At 64.1% G+C, this 23,602-nt stretch carries 18 protein-coding genes; 11 read left to right on the forward strand and 7 right to left on the reverse strand.

Annotation, left to right across the window (positions count from 1 at the left end; all coding sequences use genetic code 11):
• Window positions 1-70 precede the first annotated feature (70 nt).
• Entirely contained in the window at window positions 71-1,048 is a 978-nt protein-coding gene (locus ACP97_RS09420) for an alkaline phosphatase family protein (protein ID WP_237561140.1), read from the forward strand.
• Between the two features lie 60 nt (window positions 1,049-1,108).
• Here the strand turns inward: ACP97_RS09420 and ACP97_RS09425 are convergent, their stop codons facing one another.
• The 4 genes from ACP97_RS09425 to ACP97_RS09440 all read right to left on the reverse strand — a co-directional run bounded on the left by ACP97_RS09425 (window position 1,109) and on the right by ACP97_RS09440 (window position 6,127).
• The gene (locus tag ACP97_RS09425) at window positions 1,109-2,041 is read right to left on the reverse strand and encodes a glycosyltransferase (RefSeq protein WP_079977633.1); all 933 of its coding nucleotides are present in this window, start codon (window positions 2,039-2,041) and stop codon (window positions 1,109-1,111) included.
• 113 nt (window positions 2,042-2,154) lie between these two features.
• Window positions 2,155-3,354, reverse strand: a complete 1,200-nt coding sequence (locus ACP97_RS09430) for a glycosyltransferase (RefSeq protein WP_079977605.1) — start codon at window positions 3,352-3,354, stop codon at window positions 2,155-2,157.
• A gap of 117 nt (window positions 3,355-3,471) precedes the next feature.
• Window positions 3,472-4,506 (reverse strand): polysaccharide pyruvyl transferase family protein, encoded by a 1,035-nt coding sequence (locus ACP97_RS09435; RefSeq protein ID WP_049997587.1) that lies wholly within the window; start codon window positions 4,504-4,506, stop codon window positions 3,472-3,474.
• A gap of 121 nt (window positions 4,507-4,627) precedes the next feature.
• Window positions 4,628-6,127: an oligosaccharide flippase family protein gene (locus ACP97_RS09440; protein ID WP_049997588.1), complete on the reverse strand. Its 1,500-nt coding sequence runs from the start codon at window positions 6,125-6,127 to the stop codon at window positions 4,628-4,630.
• A 130-nt stretch (window positions 6,128-6,257) separates the two neighbouring features.
• Between ACP97_RS09440 and ACP97_RS20800 the strand changes: the two genes are divergently transcribed.
• Window positions 6,258-7,241, forward strand: a complete 984-nt coding sequence (locus tag ACP97_RS20800; protein ID WP_237561141.1) for an alkaline phosphatase family protein — start codon at window positions 6,258-6,260, stop codon at window positions 7,239-7,241.
• A gap of 112 nt (window positions 7,242-7,353) precedes the next feature.
• Here the strand turns inward: ACP97_RS20800 and ACP97_RS09450 are convergent, their stop codons facing one another.
• The gene (locus tag ACP97_RS09450) at window positions 7,354-10,353 is read right to left on the reverse strand and encodes a hypothetical protein (protein WP_237561142.1); all 3,000 of its coding nucleotides are present in this window, start codon (window positions 10,351-10,353) and stop codon (window positions 7,354-7,356) included.
• Between the two features lie 217 nt (window positions 10,354-10,570).
• Here ACP97_RS09450 and ACP97_RS09455 point away from each other — a divergent pair, with 217 nt between their 5' ends.
• Complete coding sequence (locus tag ACP97_RS09455; protein ID WP_049997589.1) at window positions 10,571-12,193, forward strand: potassium channel family protein; 1,623 nt, start codon at window positions 10,571-10,573, stop codon at window positions 12,191-12,193.
• A gap of 1 nt (window position 12,194) precedes the next feature.
• Here the strand turns inward: ACP97_RS09455 and ACP97_RS09460 are convergent, their stop codons facing one another.
• Window positions 12,195-13,373 carry a DUF3179 domain-containing protein gene (locus ACP97_RS09460; RefSeq protein WP_049997590.1) on the reverse strand — a complete coding sequence of 393 codons (1,179 nt, stop codon included), beginning with the start codon at window positions 13,371-13,373 and terminating at the stop codon, window positions 12,195-12,197.
• Between the two features lie 99 nt (window positions 13,374-13,472).
• On the opposite strand from ACP97_RS09460, the gene ACP97_RS09465 reads away from it, so the two are divergent.
• The 7 genes from ACP97_RS09465 (at window position 13,473) to ACP97_RS09495 (ending at window position 20,904) form a co-directional block, all read left to right on the forward strand.
• Window positions 13,473-14,000, forward strand: coding sequence for a TlpA family protein disulfide reductase (locus ACP97_RS09465; protein WP_049997591.1), 528 nt, complete (start codon window positions 13,473-13,475; stop codon window positions 13,998-14,000).
• Entirely contained in the window at window positions 14,000-14,737 is a 738-nt protein-coding gene (locus ACP97_RS09470) for a cytochrome c biogenesis CcdA family protein (protein WP_049997592.1), read from the forward strand. Before ACP97_RS09465 ends, ACP97_RS09470 begins: the two co-directional genes overlap by 1 nt.
• A 50-nt stretch (window positions 14,738-14,787) precedes the next feature.
• On the forward strand, window positions 14,788-15,699 hold the full coding sequence (locus ACP97_RS09475; RefSeq protein WP_049998462.1) for a DUF4349 domain-containing protein: 912 nt from the start codon (window positions 14,788-14,790) through the stop codon (window positions 15,697-15,699).
• Between the two features lie 31 nt (window positions 15,700-15,730).
• A complete protein-coding gene (locus tag ACP97_RS09480; RefSeq protein WP_049997593.1) occupies window positions 15,731-16,240 on the forward strand; it encodes a macro domain-containing protein in 510 nt (169 codons plus the stop codon).
• 151 nt (window positions 16,241-16,391) lie between these two features.
• Window positions 16,392-17,597 (forward strand): TAXI family TRAP transporter solute-binding subunit, encoded by a 1,206-nt coding sequence (locus ACP97_RS09485; RefSeq protein WP_049997594.1) that lies wholly within the window; start codon window positions 16,392-16,394, stop codon window positions 17,595-17,597.
• A 63-nt stretch (window positions 17,598-17,660) separates the two neighbouring features.
• Complete coding sequence (locus ACP97_RS09490; protein ID WP_049997595.1) at window positions 17,661-18,173, forward strand: DUF1850 domain-containing protein; 513 nt, start codon at window positions 17,661-17,663, stop codon at window positions 18,171-18,173.
• Window positions 18,163-20,904 carry a TRAP transporter permease gene (locus ACP97_RS09495; protein ID WP_049997596.1) on the forward strand — a complete coding sequence of 914 codons (2,742 nt, stop codon included), beginning with the start codon at window positions 18,163-18,165 and terminating at the stop codon, window positions 20,902-20,904. Before ACP97_RS09490 ends, ACP97_RS09495 begins: the two co-directional genes overlap by 11 nt.
• On the opposite strand, the gene ACP97_RS09500 is transcribed toward ACP97_RS09495, so the two are convergent.
• A complete protein-coding gene (locus ACP97_RS09500; protein ID WP_049997597.1) occupies window positions 20,901-21,377 on the reverse strand; it encodes a hypothetical protein in 477 nt (158 codons plus the stop codon). The two genes, ACP97_RS09495 and ACP97_RS09500, sit on opposite strands and share 4 nt — an antisense overlap.
• Before the next feature lie 259 nt (window positions 21,378-21,636).
• Between ACP97_RS09500 and ACP97_RS09505 the strand changes: the two genes are divergently transcribed.
• Complete coding sequence (locus ACP97_RS09505; RefSeq protein WP_049997598.1) at window positions 21,637-23,547, forward strand: beta-CASP ribonuclease aCPSF1; 1,911 nt, start codon at window positions 21,637-21,639, stop codon at window positions 23,545-23,547.
• Window positions 23,548-23,602: the final 55 nt, after the last annotated feature.

Raw genomic sequence — 23,602 nt, forward strand, 5'->3', positions numbered from 1 at the left:
TGATGAGTATCGGAAGTAACAGTATAGGAGCATCGAAAGAGTATTCAACGACAGAACTGAGTCGCGTTGTATGGAAACCCCACCGAGGCGCTGGCTCCGCGAGTCGGCTGAAGAGACGTGGCGAGAGTACCAAAAGAACGGTCTTGCCGGTGCTAGCCACGGATTGACGAACGCGTGGCAGGATTTCTTCGTCCAGATGAACCGCCAGTACGTCCAGCGGCGCGGAAATCCCGGTGATTCGATCTACAGCCGCGACTGGGACGTAATGCTCGTCCTCGACGACACGCGCGTCGACATCATGCACGAGGTCGCCGACGAGTACGACTTCATCACAGGAATCGATACGTTCCGCTCGCTCGGAAGCAAATCTCCCGACTGGATGGAGCGAAACTTCGACGACGACCACCCGAAGGAGACGGCCCGAACAGCCTACGTGACCGGCAATCCTCATTCGCGGATGTTCGATGGCTCGGAATTCGCGTTCTTCGATGAGGTCTGGCGGTATGCATGGGACGAGGACCTCGACACCATTCCGGCCCGCGCACTCACCGACCGTGCGGTTGAGACGTGGCGAGGGCGCAGCGAGGAAATGGACCGGATGGTCGTCCACTACATGCAGCCACACGACCCGTTCGTGCCGGACGCGGAACTCGGCACGTACGGCGGCGTCGATTCGTTCGGCCGGGAGGGATTCGGGAACCTTTGGTCACTGACGGGCTATACGGTCCCACGCGAGCGGGTCTGGCAGGCCTACCGCGACAACCTGCGATACGTCCTCGACGATGTCGCATTGCTGTTGGAGAACCTCGACGCCGAGCGGGTAGTCATCACGGCCGACCACGGCCACGCCGCCGGCGAACTCGGTCTGTGGGGCCATCCATCCGATTTACTCCTGCCGTGTGTGCGGGAGGTCCCGTGGGTCGAAGCCAGCGCGGTCGATAGGGGGACACATGAACCGAGCCTCGAGCGACCCGACGACATCGCGGCGACCGACGCCGACGAGGCGGTGGTCCGCGACCGACTCCGCGACCTCGGCTACGCCGAATAGCCACCAGCAATAGCCTCTACCTGTGGCCCCGACGTTCATCCTCGTCGTCCGCTTGTCGGCTCAGTCGGCCGAGGGGCTGACACAGTACTGTTCGTAGAGGCCGCCCGCGGCGCGCGCGAGTTTGCTGGCGTAATCGAACGCGTAGAACGCGGCCGTCTCGTGGGGCGTCGGGTCGGTGGCGTCGGTGAGTCGCGCATAGAAGCCCTGTGGTCGCAATGGGAGGAATTGTCTCGGATGGAGCGGGTGTGCGCTCTCGGCGTGTTCGGGGTGATAGCGCCGGAGTTCGACGGCACCCCGGCCGATGCGGAACTGCTTTTTCAGCCACGGCCGCAGCGTCTCGCGCGCCGGATGGTACATCGTGATTTCCGGCTCGAAGTGTTGATCGAATCCGGCCTCGTGGACGCGCTTGCCGAACTCCCCATCGGCCTGTGAGCTGATTCGGGCATCGAAGAGGCCGACGGCATCGAAGACCTCCTGTGTGGTCGTCAGACAGCCAGTCTGCACGAAGTTCCGCTCGCGGAGGTAGCGCTCGACGGGGAACCCACGCAGGAGGCTGTCGTACCGGGCGGTCCACGTCACACACTCCGTATAGGTCGCCATCTCACAGCCGGCGTAGTCCCAGCCGTGCTCGCGGTGTGAGGCCGCGAGCGATTCGAGCCAATCGGCGCGCACGGTCATGTCGGCGTCGATGAACGCGATGAGCGACCCGCGTGCGTTGCGAATCCCCTCGTTGCGGGCGGCGTAGGAACCTTGCACCTCGTTCTCGACGAGCAGCGTGACGAGATCTGGATAGCGCTCGCAGTAGGTCTCGATGACGTCGCGGGTGCTGTCGGTAGAGCCGTTGTCCACGGCGAGGACCTCGTACTCGTCGGTCGGATAGGTCTGTCCGGTGACGGATTCGAGTGTCAGCCGAATGCCCTCGGGGTCGTTGTACACCGGAATAATGACCGAAAGGGTCGGCTCGCGCGCTGTTGCGTGGTCTGTGTGGCTCACTTTCATAGAGGAGCGCCACCCGCTCGCCTAAAACCGTCGATTGGCAGCCGAGTCCCCCTCGCCGAACGACGCGGCGACAGTTCGTGCGATTCGCTTGAGATCCGCCAGTCGCACTATACCAGTTCCGCGTATAGCGCCTCCAGACGGTCATTGAGGTCCTCGATGTCGAAGTTATCACGGACGTACGACCGTCCGGCAGCACCGAGTGTGGCGCGTGCGGAGGGATCGTTTGCCAGTTGTTCCAGTCGGTCGATTATCGTCTGCGTGTCCCGTGGCGGCACGAGCAGGGCGGAGTCGTCGGGAGAGACTGCTTCCGGGATGCCACCGACGTTCGAGGCCACAATCGGGAGTTCGCTCGCTTGGGCTTCGAGGAGGACCCGCCCGAATCCCTCCTCCAGACTCGGGAGCAAAAACACGTCGGCGGAGTGCAGTTCGTCGATGACGCCCGTCTGGTCCATCGGCCCGCAAAGCGTAACGACGTCGCCGACATCGTTCTCCCGAATCAGTTCTCGTAACTCGTCTTCCAGCGAGCCGCCACCGACGATTCGATACCGAACGTCGACGTTCTTGAGACGCTTCGAGAGTTCGTTGGCCGCTAAAACACCGTATTCGAGTCCCTTCGCCTCGTGGAGCCGGGCAACCGTGAGAATCGTGAGTACATCCGAATCGTGCGTCCGGTCGTCCGGTTGAAACCGATCAGGGTCGATACCCACGTGGTGAACGCGAACGATATCAGGGTCGGCACCGAACTCAATGAGTCGCTCCCGCGTGTACTGGGTGTTCGCCAAAATGCAATCGGCACGGTCGAAGAGATGGGTATATATCTGTTCTCCGTGCTCGTCGGCCTGCCTGATGCCCCAGCCGTGAAAACTCACAACGAACGCATCACACGCTCCGACCTGAGCGAACCGTGCGGCTCGTCGTCCCACTGGTCCGAAGTGGGCGTGCAACACGTCCAAGTCGGCCTGTGAGATACGGTGCGCCCGATAGGCGAATCGCCCTGCCTCCAGCACACCACGTTCTCGGGCGATTTGGACGATGATACCGAGATTCTCCGGTGAATTCACAGCAAGCGCAGCCGTGTTCGCGGCCGTTTTGAACAGAGCAATCGGAAGCGAATCGGGGGTGTCCACGTACGTAGTCCGGTCGAGAATGCCGTACTCCTGAATTGCGGGATGTTGCACCGAGCCGCTGGCCGGCAGCAGCGAGAAAACGGACACGTCGTGGTCCCTGTCGACCATGCCCGTGATATGATCTAGAACGAATGTCTCTGATATTTTTGGAAAGGAGTTCGTCATTATTCCGATTCTCATTGGCAAGGCAGTTCCGTCCGATACACTTCAGTCTGCTGTATTGTTGTATCGGGCTTGCTGTGGCTGGAGAACACGAACTCAAGCCTATCCGTTCATACCATCCGACCGTCACTATGCTCAATCGCTCAGACAGGCGTCATCGAGGAGTCGGAAGTTCCTCTCGGCGGTCCGCCGGAGTTCATCGCGGTTCGCTATCGAGCCGAATTCGACGGGGATGGACGTGTGTGGTCGATATGAGGGAACGCCAACGCGATCGGCGAGCGACGACACCTTGGGTTCGTAGGCGATTGCCAACGCCGGCGTCTCACAGATGACTGCGAACACCAGTGAGTGATACCGCGTTGCGACCATCCGGTCGACGGCGCTCACCCGTTCGAGTGTCTTTTTCACGGAGAACTCGTACGGCAGGACCTCGATGTCGAGATGCTCGTGTGCGAAGGTCTCGTCCTTCTCGTGAAACGGGATGAACACCGGGTCATCGAGTTCCTCACAGAGTCGGGTGATGGTTTCCAGATATCGCTCCCGTGCATTGTCGAAATCCGTCACATCGTCGTAATCAAAGTAATACGACATGACGTCCGGATCCAGATGGAACCACCGCCTGAAGTTGACGCCCGTTCGTCCGGTCGAGGGCACGTCCGGGTCGTGACGGATCAGCGTCGGGCAGGCGGTGACGTGAATATCGCCGTCGTAGTGGGGTGCGAGACGGTCGCGCGACCACTCGTCGCGGACAGTGACTAACTCGACGTTCGCGAGACCGGAGCGGATCAACTCGCGGCCCTCGTCGGTCTTGAAGCCCGGGACGCCGACACCGATCACCGCATCACCCTCCGAAACGAAGTTCAGCCGACGGCGCAGATGATCGGTGCCGTACCAGTCGTGGAGCACACCACCGCCGCCGAGAACGTGGACTGGCGCGCGACTGTACTCGATGTTCTTTCCGAACGTTCGGGGGCGGTAGCCCATCGCAGTGAGCTGGCCGGAAAACGTGCGTCCGAGCGCTCGGTCGCCGATGTTCCCTGTCCGGTAGCTTCCCTGAATACCGACATCATGCGGGAGAACCGTCTGCATTTGTTGGTACTGCTGTCGAATCTCGCGCTTGGCCATCGCTGGCCGCCGCAGTCCTTTTCCGATCTGTTCGAGCGAATACATTGACTGAACGGTGCTCGGGGAGATACTCTTATAAAACCAGAGGTTCACCGGTGGTTCTATATCGTGATGTGAATCAAAATAGCGAACTAGCCGTGTGAATTGGCATTTGTGAACGCAGTATTCACGTGAGTCGTGAACCGACATCCGCAAAAAATTCACGGTCTTCAGGTTCGATTCCAAGTGCAACGAGAATGAGAACGTACGTTGCTGTTCCAATAAGGCCTCCAACGACCATCAGTGCAATCCCTGTGAGCGGTGAGAGTACCTCCAGCCCCGTCAGAACCACTCCGCAAGCAGCTCCTGCGGTGATGGGCTTGAGGAATTTCCACGAATACGGAACCAGTCCCTCGGTATACCAGATCTCTACGAGGCGGACGATACTTATTGTGGTCAATATGAGGCCAGTAGCGAACGCCGCACCGATGAGACCGTATCTATTGATAAATATAAAATTGAGAACCGCATTGGATATACCAACTGTCCACCTGTCGATCATCAGGAGATACTGGTGGTCAGTCATCATCAGTGTGTAATTAGTGGGACCATTTGCGGCATCTGCGAAGTACCCGACAGCGAAGAGTACGAGAACCATCTCTCCCCTACCGAATCCTTCGCCGAAAACCGCGAGCAGCTGTTCCGAGTATGCGATCAACCCGATAGCCGGGAGGAGCGACAGGGTAAACGACCACCGCGTCACTTGCGTGAACAGCGATTCGAGATCATCTATTTCGTCATTGCTGTACATCCGAGCAGCGATCGGAGGATATATCGTGTTGAGCGCAATGCTCGGAACCGTAAGGGCCTGTGTCAGTACTGTCGACAGATTGTAGATGCCGACTGCAGCTCCGGGGAGGAAAACCCCAACCATCAGTATGTCGACTTTGTTCTGCACCATCCGACCAATATCACCCATCGTGAGCGGCACCGAATAATTGTAGAACCTTCGAACACTAGGCTGAGAGCCGCTGAGACTCGGCCAAAAGTTCGTTCGCCGAGTCAACAATCCGACTCCAAAGAGGAACGCGAGAACCCACGCCACGACCGCTGCTGCGACGATACCGACGAGTGTAGCACCGACCGCTACAACGATTCCGACGGTGACGAGACGGAACACCTGCCGTCCGACGCTCCCCGTCATGATCTGGTAGCCTGGAAGTTCCAAACCACGGAAAACGCTCGCAATACAGCCAGTCAGTGTCATGAACGGCAGGGCAATCGCAAACAAGCGTAGAGCGTTCGTGAGCAGTGGTTGGTCCAGCGTTAGTTCCGTCAGCACTGGTGCAGAGAAGTATAGCGTCAGCCCAACGACGACGCTTCCGACAAACGACGTGAGAGTTGCTAATCCGAGGACGCGGTTTCGCGTTTCTTGATCCTCATATTCCGGAATGAATCGGTATATCGACTGATCTGTCCCGAGGTTGGTGATAGTCCCGGCTATCGAAATCAACGTTTTCGAAAATGAGAAGATACCATAGAGACTCGCGCCCAGACTGGTGGTCAGCAAGAACGTCGTGACGAATCCGAGGACCCGGCTGGTGCCCAAACCAAGGGCCTGCGCCCCTGCACCGCGTGCAACGGATCGAAGCGCCGCAGGGACTCCCGAGTCGGTTTCGTCTGTCATTCGAACCACGCTCGTCCCGAATCGGCCATGAGCCTTTCCATCCCAGCGGCGTCTTGTGATTGTTACTCACACACCCCATCGAAACACACGAAACAGAACGACTATACTCACGACGGTGAACGTCAGGGGCATGGTGTCATGGCGACAGATCGGGACGGGCCTCAGGAAGCCCCGTCGAGCGATGCAGTACGTGACTCGGCGAGCCGGTATCCAGGCCTCCTCCCGTGGCTACCTCGGGACGCACGTCCTCACACGGGAGTGGGACGTTCTCGTCCTCCTCGATACCTGTCGTGTCGATGCGCTTCGGGCGGTCGCGGACGAATATTCGTTCTTGGGGGACGGAGACCGCATCTGCTCGGTCGGAGCGAGTTCGGCGGAGTGGATCGGGGCGACCTTCGACCGGGAGTGGGCGGATGAACTGCGAAACACCGCGTATCTCGCGTGCAATGGCTACGCCGACTTCATCCTCGAAGCGGGAGGGTCGCCCGAGCAGTTCATCGGTCCGGCACCGCCCGACTACTTCCAGCAGGGGAACTGGAACTTCGCTCGTGCGAGCGACCTCGGACGGCTCGAACACATCTGGCAGTACGAGCGGGAGGAAGAAGAAAGCCGGCTGGGTCACGACGAGGGACACACACCGCCTCGATACGTGACCGACCGGACGATAGCGGTTGGCCGAGAGTCCGACTTCGACCGACTCATCGTTCACTACTCGCAGCCCCACAGTCCGTACGTCTCGAACGCGCTCGAAGAGGAGCGGGAGTTGCACGAGTACGAACGCACCCCGTTCGAGTACCTCGAATCCGGCGGCGAACGCAAACGTGTCCTGAAAGCGTATCTGGACGACCTTCGTTACGTACTCGATGACGTCGAGATACTGCTTTCGAACATCGATGCAGAGGACGTCGTGATATCCGCCGACCACGGCGAAGCGTTCGGCGAGCACGGGGTCTACGGTCACCCTATCGGAAGTCTCCATCCAGCAATTCGATACGTTCCGTGGACGAAAACGACCGGAACCGATTCAGGAACCTACACGCCGCAGTTCGAGCCGACTGAGGCAGCCGAGCGGGACGTGGACGAGACTCTGCGAGCGCTTGGATATCGGGAATAACAATTGGCTGGGGGGCTCGCACAGTCACAATGATGAGAGACCAGCACCGCAGCACAGAGCGTGCTCCGGATTCGAAAATCAGTCGTACTATCGAGACGATTCAACAGCCGGGTCAGAGTTTTATTTCGTCCCCGTTGAGATAGGTGGTTGCAGGACCGCTCAGGCTACTGTCCGTGAGTTCACCCGAGAACTTGTAGCTGTCGCGGCCGCCGTAACCGACTTGCCCAGTGGCGGTCGATCCTCGCATCTCGTCGGTGGAGTCGATGGTCGCACCGTTCGCTCCCGTCCGTTTGAGCGTCCCGCTCGTCGAAAGCGAGTACTCGGCCATGGAGCCAGTTCCCACGATGGTTAGCACGTTGTCCAAATACTCGTCGGGGTCGATGCGCTCACCATTGAGATATACAGTAGCGTCGCCACTCACGCCCAAAACGACGAGGACGCCCGAGAACTTGTAACTGTCGCGGCCACCGTCGCCGACCCGCCCCGTCGCCGTCGACTCCCACTGTTCGTCGCTGGAGTTGATCGATGCATCGTTGGCACCTGTCGATTTGAGCGTCCCGCTGCTTGCAAGCGTGTACTCCGCTCCGGAACCACCCCCCTCGATAGTCACGACGTTGTCGAGGTAGTCGTCGGGGTCGATCCGCTCGCCGTTGAGATAGGCCGTGGCACCCCTTTCGAGATCCAAAACAACGAGCGCGCCCGAGAACTTGTAGCTGTCACGACCGCCACGTCCGACCTGTCCGGTGGCGGTCGACCCCCACTGCTCGTCGTTGGAGTCGATGCTCGCGCCGTTCGCTCCCGTGGAGTTGAGCATCCCGCTGCTTGCGAGCGTGTACTCCGCTACGGAACCGCCCCCCTCGATGGTCAGTACGTTGTCGAAATATTCGTCGGGATCGATGCGTTCGCCGTTGAGATAGGCTGTAGTGTCACCACTCACATCGAGTGCGACGAGTGCACCCGAGAACTTGTAGCTGTCGCGGCCGCCACCCCCGACTTGTCCGGTGACGGTCGATCCCCACTGCTCGTCGTTTGGGTCGATGCTCGCGCCGTTCGCTCCCGTTGACTTGAGCGTCCCACTGCTTGCGAGCGTGTACTCGTCGACGGAACCACTTCCTTCGATCGTCAACACGTTGTCGAGGTAGTCGTCGGGATCGATCCGCTCGCCGTTGAGATAGGCCGTGGCATCGCCGTCGATGTCGAAGACGACGAGTGCGCCCGAGAACTTGTAGCTGTCCGTATCCCCACTGCTGACCCGACCAGTGGCAGTCGATTCCCAGCGGTCGCTATCGGCGTCGATTGTGGCGTCGTTGGCACGTGTGTATGCGAGCGTGTCGCTCGTTGCGAGCGTGTAGTCGGCTCGGGAACCGTCCCCTTCGATGGTCAGCACGTTGTTCGGATACTCGTCGGGATCGATCCGCTCGCCGTCGAGATACACGGCGGCATCACCACTCACGTCGAGCGTGAGAAGCGCCCCCGAGAACCCGTAACTGTCGACGCCACCGCTGCCGCCCTGGCCGCTCGCCGAACTCCCCGAAACGGAATCGTTGGAGTCGATAGTCGCGCCACGCGCGGTGCTCTTTCCGAGGTCGCCGCCCACCGTGAATCGATAGTCGAACCGTCCGCTGCCTCCCTCAAACGTCAGCTTGCGGGGCAGGCTGTCGCCCGCCCCGAAGTTGGCCACCGGACAGGACCCGCTCGTCGAGATGCCGCTCGTCGAGACGCGGCTGTTGTCCTCGACTACCGTCCGGCCCACGACATCGATGGTGCTGTCCGTCACGACGCCACCGTTCGAGTCGCTCACGACGACCCCGTCGCGATCCGCACCGGGCTGGTCGACACAACAGCCCGAGACCACCGAGTCGTCCCGTTGGTCGATGCGAATCGCGCTCGTATTGTTCGCCCCGCCGGTGACGCTGACGTCGCGGAGCTCCGCATCGTGTGGCTTCGGCGGCGGGTCGCGGCTCCCGTAACCGGTTGGTGCCTTCGCGTAGAAGCCACGAATCGAGTCTTCCTCGACGGTGATTCGTGTGTTCAGCACCGAGTGGTCGGCCCCGTCGCTGCCGACCACGACGCCGCCACTCGAATTGGGCGTCGAGATGATGCCGATGTCGCAGTTCTCGACGTGTGCGCCGCCATAGCCGTACCGGCCGGCCTCGAAGCGCACTCCACGAGAGTTGAGCGTGTCTCCGGGATTCGGGCTGTCGCTGTTGTCGAAGTCCGCACTGATGACCGCGTCCTTCACGTGGCTATCCGTATTGCTGAGGCGAACCTGCGTAATATCGTTGTTCCGGAAGACACCACCCTCGACCTGTACGGCACCGCCCGTCCGACTGCAGTAGAGTCCGTTGTTGGGAAAGCCCTCGAACCGACAGCTTTCGAGTGTGACCGTTCCCTTGTGGCTGAGACCGATCCAGACGCCGACGCGACCGTTGCCGCCGTTGTACGCACCCATCAGCCCGGCGTTTTTCGCCACGACGTTCGAGACCGTTCCCGTCCCGTCGGACGAGCGAATTATCGGATAAAATGCGTAGGTGACTGCGGGATTGCCGTTGCCCTGTCCCCGCGGGTCGCTGTCGGGATGGATACCCTGCCCGATGTACTCGACGTCGTGGACTTCGAGGTCGTCGTCGGCCCCGAAGAGGAGGCCCGGCGTCGCACCCGCCGCCCGCAGGTCGACGTCGATGTTCTCGAAGAGCACGCCCGTCCCACGGTCGACGATCAACATCTTTTCGTTGTAGTTCTTCGGGACCGTGAACCGAACGTCACCCTCGCCGAGAAATCCCACGTTGGTCTCGTCGAGAATCACGTTTTTCTCGGTGATCAGGTATTCGCCGGGCGGAAATCGCAACAGCGTAAAGCTGTCCGCCGCATCCCGTATCTGTTGGTCACACGGTTCGTTCCCGCTGGGGTCACAACCCGCATCCCGAACCATATCGACCGAGCGCTCGAATCTGATCCCCCGTCGCGTGAACGCCGCGCTCGCGGCCCCCGACAGCATCGGCACCGAACCGGCCGCGACGCCCGCGAGTTTCAGATACGACCGTCGGTCGACCGAAAACGACCCACTCCCTTCGGTGGCATCACCGCCACCGTTCCCATCGCTGCGTTGCATCACTGCATTAGGCGTCGTCTTTCTAAAAAAAAGCACCGATTAGTGTTCAATAGACAATGTTTCGGTAGCGAATAAGTTTGCCAGCCGACCTCAGCGAGTGTGATCACGTGATTTTCGACAGTGGAACCGAACCGCTCATGGCCGTCCGAAGAGGAGCGCCGCCGATGCCGACCGTCCGAAGTGGACTCCTCGACCGGCCGAGCGCGGGGCGGCCACGATGAACACGTGGCAGCGCCGCACCGTGCGCTCGCTGGTCGTGCTCGCGGCCATGATAGTCGTCTACGCGCTCGTCTACGACTACGGCATGAGCGCCTTCGAGGGCGAACCCGAGACGTTCCTCCACTCGCTGCAGGTCGTCGTCGAGGCGTTCACCACGACGGGCTTCGGTTCCGACGCGCCGTGGACGAGTCCGGCGATGAACCTGCTGGTCATCGCGATGGACCTCACGGGCGTCGCACTCATCTTCCTCGCGCTCCCGGTGGTCGTCTTCCCGCTGCTCGAAGAGACGCTCTCGACGAGCGCACCCTCCAGCGTGGACCTCACGGACCACGTCGTCATCTGTGCGTACACCCCGCGCGGCGAGACGCTCATCGAGGAACTCGACAGTCGGGAAATCCCCTACGTCGTGCTCGAAGCCGACCGCGAGCGCGCCGACGACCTCCACGAGGACGGTCTCCGAGTGGTGCACGGCGACCCCGAGGTACCCGACGCGCTCGCGCGAGTGAACCTCGCCGACGCGCGGGCGCTCGTCGCCGACGCGAGCGACGAGGTGAACGCCTCGATCGCGCTCGCGGCCGCCGACTGGGCCGACACCAGGGTGATCACGTTCGTCGAGGACACCGCTGTCGCCGACTACCACCGCTATGCGGGTGCCGACGACGTGTTCTCGCCGCGCCGGCTCGTCGGCGAGAGCCTCGCGGACAAGGTCACGACGGCGGTCTCGGCCGAACTCGGCGACGTCATCGAGATCGGTGCGGACTTCGAGGTCGCCGAACTGCCGGTCCAGCCCGGCAGCGACCTCGCGGGGGCCACCATCGCCGACAGCGCCATCGGCGAGCAGACGGGCGCGAACGTCATCGGCGCGTGGCTGCGCGGCGAGTTCGTCAGCCCGCCCGGTCCCGAGGCTCGCCTCGACGAACACTCCTTACTGCTGGTAGCCGGCCGCGAATCCCAGCTCGAACGGCTGAAGGAGATGACGCTGCTCGAAACCCGCCCACACCGGCGCGGTCGCGTCATCGTCGCCGGTCTCGGCGAAGTCGGTTCCACGGTAAAGGAGGCGGTCGAAGACGACGGCCTCGAAACGGTCGGCGTCGACATCGAGGACGTGCCGGGTACCGATGTCCGTGGCGACGCCACCGAAGAGAGTACCCTGAGAGAGGCGGGCATCGACGGGGCGAGCGCCGTGATCCTCGCGCTGCCGAACGACACACAGACCGTCTTTGCGACGCTGGTCATCCGCGAACTCGCGCCCGACGTGGAGGTGCTCGCGCGCGTCAAGGAGACCGCGAGCGTCCGCAAACTCTACCGCGCCGGCGCGGACTACGTTCTCGCGCTGCCGGTCGTCAGCGGCCGGATGCTCGCCTCCACCATCTTGGACGAGGAGGTGATGAGCTTCGACAAGCAGATCGAGGTGATCAAGACCCGCTGTCCGCGCCTCGACGGGCGCACCCTCCGCGAGGCCGACGTCCGCGCACGCACCGGTTGTACCGTCATCGCGGTCGAGCGCGACGGGACGACCGTCACGGACGTCGGTCCCGACTTCGAAATCCGGGCGAGCGACGAACTCGTCGTCGTCGGCATCGACGCGGACGTCAACCGCTTCGCCGCGCTGCTCGAGTGACTCACGCGCCGTAGAGTTCCGTGTCGGGATGGAAGTCACGCCACGCGAACAGGAACATCGGCGAGGCGTCGTTGGCCCGCTCCAGCCGTGTGCCTCCGTGGGGTCCATCGACTGCCCGACCCGTCGTGCGCTCCCAGCGCGACCCGCCGGCACGCAGATGGCCGTCGCCGGCCGGCCCGAATTCCATGAGTTCGCCGTCGACTCGCCGCTCGTAGGCGACGAGACTCGCGCCCGGCGCGACCGTAATCACTACGGGCAGGTCGCCGACGCGGTCGTTGACGACGCCCGCCCCTCGCACGGCGTCGAACGGATAGGCCCGCACCGCCGTCCCTGTGCTGATGCCGATGACCTCCGTCTTCGGGTGGCGTTCCCCGGCGTAGCTCTCGCCGCCGATACCGATGCGCCGGGACTCGTCGTAGCCCACGTAGGGGTTCGACTCGTAATCGCGCGACGTCGGACCACCGATGGTTCCCGAGACCGGCGGCGGGAGCAACACTTCTGTATCAGGGTGGCTATCGGTCCACGCACCCCACGTCGTCAGCGTCGACGGCACGAGCGAGAGCGTTTGTCCCGTTTTCGGCCCGCGAATGGCGGTCGCCATGATCTGACTCCACAGACTGTCGGTCGCGCGGTCGTACATCACTAAATCGGAGTTCCAGAGGTAGCCCGACACCCCGAAGACGATCTCCTCGCCGTCGACCGTTCGCTCGGCGGTCAGGCCGCTCCCACAGAGCGGACAGTAGGTGACCAACAGCGGACCACCGAAGTCGTCGTTGACGATCTCGTGCCAGTTGAGGACGGCGAGCGGGTAGGCGCGCGCTCGGCCACCGCGCTCGACGCCGACGACCCGTTCCTCCGGGTCGAGCGTCGGGTCCGATCGGTACTCGACGCCCTCCCGATTGCTGGCCGTCGTCGAGAAGTCGCTCCAGTCGGTGCCGAATCGCGGGTCGACTATCGCCGGGATGCCGTCCTTCGCCGCACCGCGCTGGAGGTCGCTCTTCGGGACCGGCAGCGAGACTTCTCCTTGGTTCGCACTGGTTCCCGTGGTGTTCCCCTCGCCCCGAGCGGCCGCTGCCGTCGGCGACGCGCGGCCCGCGTCCGGCCGACCGACGAGACCCGCACAGCCCGCAAAGGCGGGCACTCCCGTCGCGAGCGCCGCGAGACAGCGTCGTCGGTCCATACTCCCGAATGCCGGCCACCGGGGTTAACGAACGCGGGCTTGTGCGTGAACAGCTCACACACGCTACAGCGTTTTCGTCCGGCGGCCGTAGTGGGAGCTATGGGATGGACACGTCGGCGACTGCTCGGGGCGAGCGGGGTCGCTGGCGCAGGTGTGCTCACCGGCTGTTCGGGCGTACTCGGCCGCACGGGAGAGGCGGCTGCGGGCAGCCTCCACACGCTTGACGTCGCCGGGTCCTCCGGAAAAACCGTCCCGATTCGGCCGCCCGGTCGCGTCGCACTGCTCGATTTCTTTGCGACGTGGTGTGCGCCCTGCAAACCTGAGATGACGAACCTCCGCGCGGTCGGCGAGCGCTTTCCCGACCTTCACCTGCTCTCGATCACGTGGGAGGACGATGCCGCGGCCGTGCGGGCGTTCTGGAAGGAATATCGAGGAGCGTGGCCGGTCGCGCTCGACCCCGACGTGCGGACGGGCGAGCGCTACGGCGTGAGGCGCATCCCGACGCTGATCGTGTTCGCACCGGATGGCACGGAGACGTGGCGACACACCGGTCTCGCCGGGACCGATGCCATTACCGAAGCGGTCACGGCGGCGATGGACGGGAGTGCGGACGGAGCTGGCAGCTAATGGCGTTCGAGGGCTTTCGGCTCGGGTTCGCCTTCAGCGCCGGCGTGGCGACGTTCTTCGCGCCGTGTGCGTATCCGCTGCTGCCGGGCTACGTCGCCTACTACCTCGGGAGCGACGTCGAAGTCCCGGTCAAAGGGACGGGAGAAACGAAACGGGTGGGAGGGACGGAACCGGCGACCGGACGGGCGGTGCGTCGCGCGGCGCTGGTCGGCGTACTCGTGAGCCTCGGTTTCGTTCTGGTCTATGGTGTGCTCGCCGGTGTCGTGCTCGCGGTCGGTACCCGAGCGCTCGCGGACGTCGCGCTGCTCGAACTCGTCGTCGGGGCGCTGCTCGTCGTTCTCGGAGTGCTGATGGCGCTCGGACGTACCCCCACCGTCCACGTCACGCTGCCCGAGCGGCGGCGTTCGCCGGTGGCGTTCGTGGGTTTCGGCGTCGTCTACGCCGCCGCGGCCGCCGGCTGTACCGCGCCGCTGTTCGTCGCCGTCGCGCTCTCGGCGCTCGCGGGCGGCCCCACGACGGCGCTCGCCACCCTCGGCGCGTACGCGGCCGGGATGAGCGCTCTGATGGTCGTGCTCACAGTTTTATCGGCGCTCGGGCGTGGGGCACTGCTCCGCCGGTTGCCCGATCCCGGCCGGATCTCGCGGGTCGCCGGCGTACTGCTCGTCCTCGCAGGTCTCGCACAGCTCTACCTCTTCCTCTTCACGTTCGATGGAATCGCGCTGCTCGGCCTTTCGTAGCGCGATGATGGGCCAGAAAACATATGCCGTCCGCCGCGAGCGTCTCCGCCATGTCCTCCCACACCCGTGCCGTGACCGCGCTCGCACTCGTCGTCCTCGTCGTGCTCGCCGGCTGTTCCGGGGGTGGCGGTGCGGGTGGCGGAGAGGTCGCCTCCAACGGTGGCGGTGCCGGAGCATCCGGCGGGGATGGCGGAGCGGCCGACGAGGGTGCTGGGGCTAGCGACGGACGGGCAGACAGCGGACAGATCGGTAGCGGGGAGGCGCTTCAGTCCAGACCGGTGCGCATCAAGACCGGTCGCGCGCAGTTGGAGGTCGGAAACGTCAGCACGGCCAGCGAAAACTTGACGCGGGCCACGCGGCGGCTAGGTGGCTACGTCAGCGCGTCGAGCGCGACCACTCAGGAGATCGACGGGGAGAACCGCACGACCGGACGACTGGTGCTCAGAGTCCCACGTCGGAACTTCTCGGCGCTCTTCGGGCGCGTCAAAGCCGCCGGAGCCGTCCAGAACTCGGATAGCAACACGACCGACGTCAGCAGGCAGTTGGTCGACCTCAGGGCGCGCCTGAACAACTCGCGGGCACAGCGCAACCGACTGCGGAGCCTCTATGCGAACGCCAGCGACACCCAAGCGACTCTCGAAGTGCAAAAGCGTCTCTCGACCGTGCAGTCGAGAATCGAACGCCTCGAGGGGCAATTACAATCGCTTCGAGGGCAGGTGGCCTACTCGACTATTACTGTCGACCTCGCCGAATCCGTACCCGAACAGCCGAACGAGCAGTGGTACGACGTCGGCGTGATCGGGGCCTTTCTCTCGTCGGTCGGGGGCGTCGTCACGGCACTGCGGGCGCTCGTGGTCGGTCTCGCCTATCTCGCGCCGTACCTGCTCGTCTTCGGTCTGCCCCTCTCGGTGGTCGGTTACGTCGCCTATCGATGGCGAGCCGAGAGGTCGGGACTGGAGTGAGGTTTTAACCGCTGGCGGCGCGACGACCGATATGGACTACGAGGTGATTCGGGGCGACATCGCCGCCCAGCGGGCCGACGCACTCGTAAACGCCGCCGGTACCAGTCTGAAGATGGGATCGGGCGTCGCCGGGGCGCTCAGACGCGGCGCGGGCGAGGGGATCGACGAGGCAGCCGTCGCGCAGGGACCCATCGATCTCGGAGCGGTGGCGGTCACCGACGCCTACGACCTCGACGCTGAGTGGGTGATCCACGCCGCCGCCATGCCCCACTATGGAGATGGGCAGGCGACCGCCGAGAGCATCCGTGATGCGACGCGAAACAGCCTCGCACGCGCCGACGACCTCGGCTGTGAGTCGCTCGTACTCCCCGCACTGGGCTGTGGCGTCGCCGGGTTCGATCTCCGGGAGGGCGCACGGCTCATCTGCGAGGAACTCACGGCGTACGAGCCGGAATCGTTAGCCGACGTACGCCTCGTCGGCTACGGCGAGGAGGCTGCAACTATCCGCCAGGCGGCTGCCGCCGTCCAGGACTGCCAGTAGAGAACGAGCCACACGCCCACGACAACGACATCAGCCGGAGGTCCGAATTATCGCTTCGCCACGAGGTTGGTGAAAAAATCGCGCCACGGCGTGACTGTATCGAACGCTCGCCTCCGGTAGATTAATGCTGCCGGAGCAAACTCGGTATGGCATGGCAAAAACTGACGCTAGCCGTGAAGCGAAGACGACCTCCACGGACAGCTCCCGGCGGGCGTTCCTGCGGACGGCCGGCGCGATCGGTATCGTCGGCGCGACCGGTCTCGCGGGCTGTTCCGGGGGCGGTGGCGACAACGGCTCCGGTGGCGGCGGCACGAGCGGTGGCGGGACGAGCGGTGGCGGGGGCGGCAACGGCTCCGGCTCCGGTGGCGGTGGCGGCGGGGGCGGCTCCGGCAACCTCGTCTGGGACGCCGGCGGCACCGGCGGGACGTACTTCCCGCTCTCGAACGAGATCAAACAGGTCGTCCAGTCGAACACCGACTACAGCCTCCAGGTACGCTCGACGGGTGCATCGGTCGAGAACGTCGGCAGCCTCGCGGACGGGTCGGCCGACTTCGCGCTGATACAGAACGACATCGCCTCCTTTGCGAAAAACGGCACGGGCATCGACGCGTTCGAGGGCAACGCGGTCAAGAGCCTGCGCGGCGTCGGCACGCTCTATCCCGAGACGATCACCATCGTCACGCCCGGCAACACCGACATCCAGAAAGTGGCGGACCTGAGCGGCAAGACCGTCAACACCGGTGACCTCGGCAGCGGCACACAGGTCGACGCGAAGATGATCCTCGATGCGGTCGGGGTTTCGGACTATACCGAGCAGAACACCGACTTCTCGCAGGCCGCCGAGCAGATCCAGAACGGCGACATCGACGCCGCGTTCGTCGTCGGCGGCTGGCCGGTCGGTGCGATCGCCGAACTCGCCGAGACGAGTTCGATCGGCATCGTCGCCATCGAGGGCCAGGAGCGCCAGCAGGTCAAACAGGCCGCGGACTTCTTCGCCGACGACGAGATCCCCGGTGGAACCTATCAGGGCATCGGCGAGGCCAAGCCCACGGTCGCCGTGCAGGCGATGATCGCCACGACGACCCAGGTTTCCGAGGAGGTTGTCCAAACCGTGACGGCCGCGCTCTTCGACAACGTCTCCGATCTGACCATCAAAAAGGAGTTCATCACCGCCGGCTCCGCACAGGAGGGGATGTCCATCGAACTCCATCCCGGTGCGGCGGCGTACTTCGACTCGGCGGGCGGCGGCACGACCGGGGCAGGCGGAGAGACCACGATGGGCGAAGGGACGGCGATGGGCGGAGAGACCACGATGGGTGAGGAGACGACGATGGGCGGCGGCACGACCTCGTCCTAACCCGTCGACTCCGACCCCGCGCATCGGACGCCGAACGCTGCGGCCGACCGCACACGATTGTCGATGACCGACCGACGTCTCACACGACTCGCTCGCCTTCTCCTCGTAGTCGTGGCCATCGCGGTCGTGCTCACCGCCGTCGCCGCGGCCACGCCGGCCGGCAGCGCGCTCGTCGTCGAGGACGCCGACAGCGGCGAACGGCTGCTTTCCACCCCTGTCTCTGAGGGAACGCCGGTCGTTCTCAGCTACAATCACAGCGTCGAGAAGACGCCCATCCACGACGTCTACGTGGTTCGGAACGGCTCGCTCGTGATGACGCGCATGGAGTTTCAGTCCTACGGCTGGGGGTTGCCGGCGCGCGCGAACGTCACCCGCGAGAACGGGTCGTTCACCTTCGATCCACAGGGGAGCTACGAGGAGCTGTACGTGAAGCCGGGTCGGACCGCCGGCCACCGGCTTCGGGTGGGTAATCGCAGCTACGACCTCGTGGCGCTCTCGAACGCCGAGGGCGTTCGCCTCGCCATCACCGAACGCTCCGTTCTGCAGAACACACTCGATACCTTCAATGAGCACTGACACACCGACCGACGAGACGGCAGGCGTCACAGAGGAGACGACCACCGAGGACACCGACGAACTCATCGACGAACTCGAGCGCCGGCGCTCGCTCGGCGGGGTGGCCGCGCTCGCGGTCATCGTCGTCGCGGTCGCGTTCTCGGCCTTCCAGCTGTGGCTCGCCGCCCGCGGGTTCATCTTCCAGTTCTCGCTGCCGCTCTACGGCGAGGTCAACCTCGGCGCGCTCCAGTCCCTCCAGGTCAACAGCATCCACGTCACGTTCGGACTGTTGCTCACCTTCCTGCTCTTTCCGGCCACGCAGGGCGACGGCTTCCTCTCGCGGCGGCTCGCGCGGGTCGTGCCGGCGCTCGAAACACGGCTGGGCGAATCGAACCCCGTGACGCGCGCCGGGCGCGGCGTTCGCGGGGCGATCCGCTGGCTGTTGCTCGACCCCGACCGCGAGCGCGTCACGCCCGTCGACATCGTGTTGATGATCCTGGCGGCTTTGAGCACGCTCTACATCCTGCTCGATTTCGACGAGGTCCAACAGCTCCGCTCGCTCGGTCTCAGTTCGGGTCGGACGACCGCCGAAGTGCTGCCGATACTTGCTGCTCCCGTCCAGGCACTCTCGGCGCTCGGGATCCCGCTCGACGAGTCCTCGTACGCGTTCGTCCTCGGCGCGCTCGGCGTCCTGCTCGTGCTCGAAGCCACCCGGCGGACGCTCGGCTTCTATCTCATGACCATCGTCGCGCTGTTCATCGTCTACGCGCGCTTTGGCTACCTGATCCCGCCCGACGCCGCGTTCGTCGGCGTGCTCGACATCCCCCAGAGCGAGTGGAGTTCGATCATCCAGAACCTCTGGTACAACACCGCCAACGGCGTCTTCGGCGTCCCAGTCCGGGTGAGCGTCCAGTTCATCTACATCTTCATCCTCTTCGGGGCCTTCCTGGAGATGAGCGGCGCGGGCAAGTGGTTCATCGACCTCGCCTACTCCGCCACCGGGAGACGGAAGGGCGGCCCGGCGAAGGCGTCCATTCTCGCGTCGGGCTTCATGGGCACCATCTCCGGGTCGTCGATCGCCAACACCGTCACCACCGGGGCCTTTACCATTCCGCTGATGAAGAAGACGGGCTATCGCTCGGAGTTCGCCGGCGCGGTCGAGGCGTCGGCCTCCTCGGGCGGGCAGATCCTCCCGCCAGTGATGGGTGCGGCGGCCTTCCTCATCGTCGAGTACACCCAGACGCCCTTTGCGAACGTCATCGTCGCGGCAGCGGTCCCCGCGGTCGTCTTCTTCTTCGGCGTCTGGGTGATGGTCCACCTCGAAGCCACGAAGGCGGGTATCGGCGGCGTCGACCCCGCCGAACTCGTCGCGTTTCGCTCACATCTGCAGCGTGGCTGGTTCTATCTCGTGCCCATCCTCCTCCTGCTCTACTACCTCATCGTCGCGCGGCTGACCGTCGCACGCTCGGCGTGGTACACAGTATTAGCTATCGCCGCACTCATCGCGTTCGTCGCGGCCTACAACGACCGCACGCGCTGGCCGCTGGTCGGCGTCATCGCGGCGATCGGGGTGGCGGAGTTCGTCGCCCACCTGGTCGCCGGCGTGGGCGTCATCGCGGCGCTTACCGGCGCGGGCGGGGCGGGGATGGCCCCCGGCGCGGCCGCGGCGGCGGTCGCGGGAAAGATGGGATGGCTCGTCATCGCGGTCTGTGTCATTACATTGCTGCTCCGGCCACGCGACGACTCGCCGCTCTTGGACTACGACGAACAGGTCGACGACGCCGTCGGCACCGTGACCGGCGCGCTCGACCGCCCGCAACTGGCCGACAACCGGGCGGTCGGCTTCCTCGCGTTCATCGAGAAGGCGATGGAATCGGGCGCGCGCACCGCCACTCCCGTCGTCATCGCGGTCGCCGCCGCCGGCATCATCCCCGGCGTTATCAGTACCACTGGATTGGGCCCGAACCTCACGACGCTGATCCTCAACGTCGCTGGCGGTTCGCTCGTCCTGCTCCTCGTGATCACCGCCATCTCCTCGATCATCCTCGGGATGGGGATGCCGACGACGGTGACCTACATCATCCTCGTCTCGCTGCTCGGCACGGCCATCGCCCAGTTCGACGTGCCGCTGCTGGCCGCCCACCTGTTCATCCTCTACTTCGGCGTGATCGCCGACATCACGCCGCCGGTAGCGGTCGCGGCGTACGCGGCCTCGGGCGTGGCGAAATCCGACCCCTTCCAGACCGGTGTGGAGGCGTTCTCGCTCTCGCTCAACAAGGCCATCGTCCCGTTCGCGTTCGTCCTCGTACCGGGTGTCGTCTTGCTGCGCCGGATTCCGGGCGTGCCGGCCGACGCCGACCAGACCTATCGCGTCATTAACGTCGCCGACGTGCTCGATGTCGGCTACTTCGTGCCCGAGGTACTGATCCCGATCGCGGGCGTGTTCCTCGGCGTGGTCGCGCTCGGCGCGACGGTCATCGGCTTCCTCTACAGCAAGGTGTCGTGGGCCGAACGGGCGGCGTTCGCGCTCGCCGCCATCCTGCTGATGGCTCCCGGATTGCTGTTCAACAGCGTCGAGAGCATCCTCACGGCGCTCGGCATGGCCGTCTCGTTCAACGCGCTCACCTTCGACCTCGCGCTGCGCGCCATCGGCGGTGCGCTGTTCACGGCGCTCGCGCTCGCCAACCGTCGACGGATGGGTCCCGAGACTGAGCGCGCGGAGCAGACCGACGAGACGTCGGCCGACGCCTAATCGACCGCGAACGGACTCGCTTCTCGTTTCCATTCCCACCCGGGCAGTCGCGTCTGAAAGCCCGCCGCGAGCGCCGCGAGCGCGTCGTCCGCGCCGGCCGGGCCGTCGATATGGGTGCTCACGTCTGCGTAGTGGAAGGTTGCCTCGCCGAGCAGCCTGAGCGGTTGGGGGCCCGCGATCATCCCGGCGAGTTCGCGGCCGAGCAGTTCGTCAACGACGAAGCCCGGGTAGTCGTCCTCGACGTCGAGATCCGAAAGGAGGTCGAGCAGCGCAGCGACGTTCACCGCGCGGTCGCCGTCGGCGAAGACGGTATCGACCTCGTCGCGGTACTCCTCGACGGTGACGGTCGCTACCTCGGTGTCGAAAGCCTCGCCGAGGTCGGCGCGGACCTCGTTGATGAGCGCCACGACCATCGGCGCGCGTTCGCTGGTTCGCTCGTGGGCCGCGGCCACGGTCTCGGGCGTCACGCGCATGACCGGTCGAGGGGAGCGAGCGGGTTACGTCTTTGCGAAAGGTTTTATAATCGCCATCCTATATCTCCGAATACACACGGGTTTTCCGGACTCTCAGCGCCGAACGCGGGGTCCGAACCCGAACCCCCGATGGGTCGAAACCCTCCAGAGCGTACCGCATAGGATATCCGTCGCATCGAGACGATGAGCGATGAGACGTTTCCGACCGGCGGTCGCTGGGTCCCGTCGGATACCCATCTCACATGGACCGAATCTCAGTATGAGCACGGTAGACAAGCAACTCGACGAGATAGCGGCGACGATAACGGACGAACTGCCGGACGACATCTCGGTGTCGGACGTGACCTACGAGGGGCCGGAACTGGTCATCTACACGCGCGATCCGAAGAAGTTCGCGCGCAACGGAAACCTCATCCGCGACCTCGCCGGCCAGCTCAGAAAGCGCATCACCGTGCGCCCGGAACCCGACGCGCTCACGCCGCCCGAGAGCGCCCGCGAGACGGTGCGCGAAGTGATTCCCGAGGCGGCGGACGTCTCTGACGTCGACTTCCACGAGGATACCGGCGAGGTCGTCATCGAGGCCGCGAAGCCGGGGATGGTCATCGGCCGCCACGGCTCGACCCTTCGAGAGATTACACAGGAGGTCGGCTGGACGCCGGAAGTCGTCCGCACGCCACCCATCGAGTCCTCGACGGTCTCCAATGTCAGAAACTTCCTCAAACAGGAGCGCGAGGAGCGCCGCGACATCCTCGAACGAGTGGGCCGTCAGATCCACCGCGAGGAGATGTCCGACGACCAGTGGGTGCGCATCACCACGCTCGGCTGCTGTCGTGAAGTGGGGCGGGCGAGCTTCATCCTCTCGACGCCCGAGACCAGAGTGCTCATCGACTGTGGCGACAAACCAGGGTCGGACGACGCGCCCTACCTCCAAGTGCCAGAGGCCAACCCGCTCAACTCGCTCGATGCGGTCGTCCTGACCCACGCCCACCTCGACCACTCGGCACTCATCCCGCTACTGTTCAAATACGGCTACGACGGTCCCATCTACACCACCGAACCCACCCGCGACTTGATGGGGCTCCTCCAACTGGATTACTTGGATGTGGCGGCCAAGGAGGGCCGGAGCCCGCCCTACGAGAGCGCGATGGTGCGCGAGGCGGTCAAACACACCATCCCTGTGGAATACGGCGACGTGACCGACATCGCGCCCGACGTGAAGCTCACGATGCACAACGCCGGCCACATTCTGGGGAGCGCGGTCTCACACTTCCACATCGGTGACGGCTACTACAACGTCGCCTTCTCGGGCGACATCCACTACGACGACACCCGCCTGTTCAACGGCGCGGTCAACGACTTCCCGCGTGTCGAGACGCTCGTGATGGAATCCACATATGGTGGACGCAACGACTACAAGACCGACCAGGCGGACTCCGAAAAGCGCCTCGTCGAGGTCGTCAACGAGACCGCCGACCGCGGCGGCAAGGTCCTGATCCCCTCCTTCGCCGTGGGCCGGTCACAGGAGATCATGCTCGTGCTCGAAGAGGCGATGCGCAACGGGAAAATCCCGGAGATGCCCGTCCACCTCGACGGGATGATCTGGGAGGCGACGGCCATCCACTCGACCTATCCCGAGTACCTCCGCGACGACCTCCGAGACAGGATCTTCCACGACGACGAGAACCCCTTCCTCGCGCCGCAGTTCAACCACATCGACGAGGGCGACGACGAACGCGAGGAAATCGCCGCTGGCGACCCCTCGATAATCCTCTCGACGTCGGGGATGGTCACGGGCGGCCCGATCATGTCGTGGCTCGAACATCTGGGCGGCGACCCCGACAGCACGATGACGTTCGTGGGCTATCAGGCCCAGGGGACCCTCGGACGACGGATTCAGAACGGCTGGGACGAGATCCCGATGAACGGCGGGCGCGGGCGCTCCGGCACGCTGAATCTCGAACTCGACGTCGAGACCGTCGACGGGTTCTCGGGTCACGCCGACCGACAGGGACTGGAGAACTTCGTGAAGACGATGAATCCCCGCCCCGAGAAGGTACTCTGCGTCCACGGTGACGAACGGAGCGTGCAGGACTTCTCGTCGGCGCTCTATCACAATTATAATATGCGGACGTTCGCACCGAAGAACTTGGAGACGTTTCGGTTCAAGTAACACTCGCGCAAAGAGCGACTGGCGAACTCGGTGTTTCTCGTAGCGGTCATCCCTG

Source organism: Halococcus sediminicola (assembly GCF_000755245.1).
Classification (GTDB): Archaea; Halobacteriota; Halobacteria; order Halobacteriales; family Halococcaceae; genus Halococcus; species Halococcus sediminicola.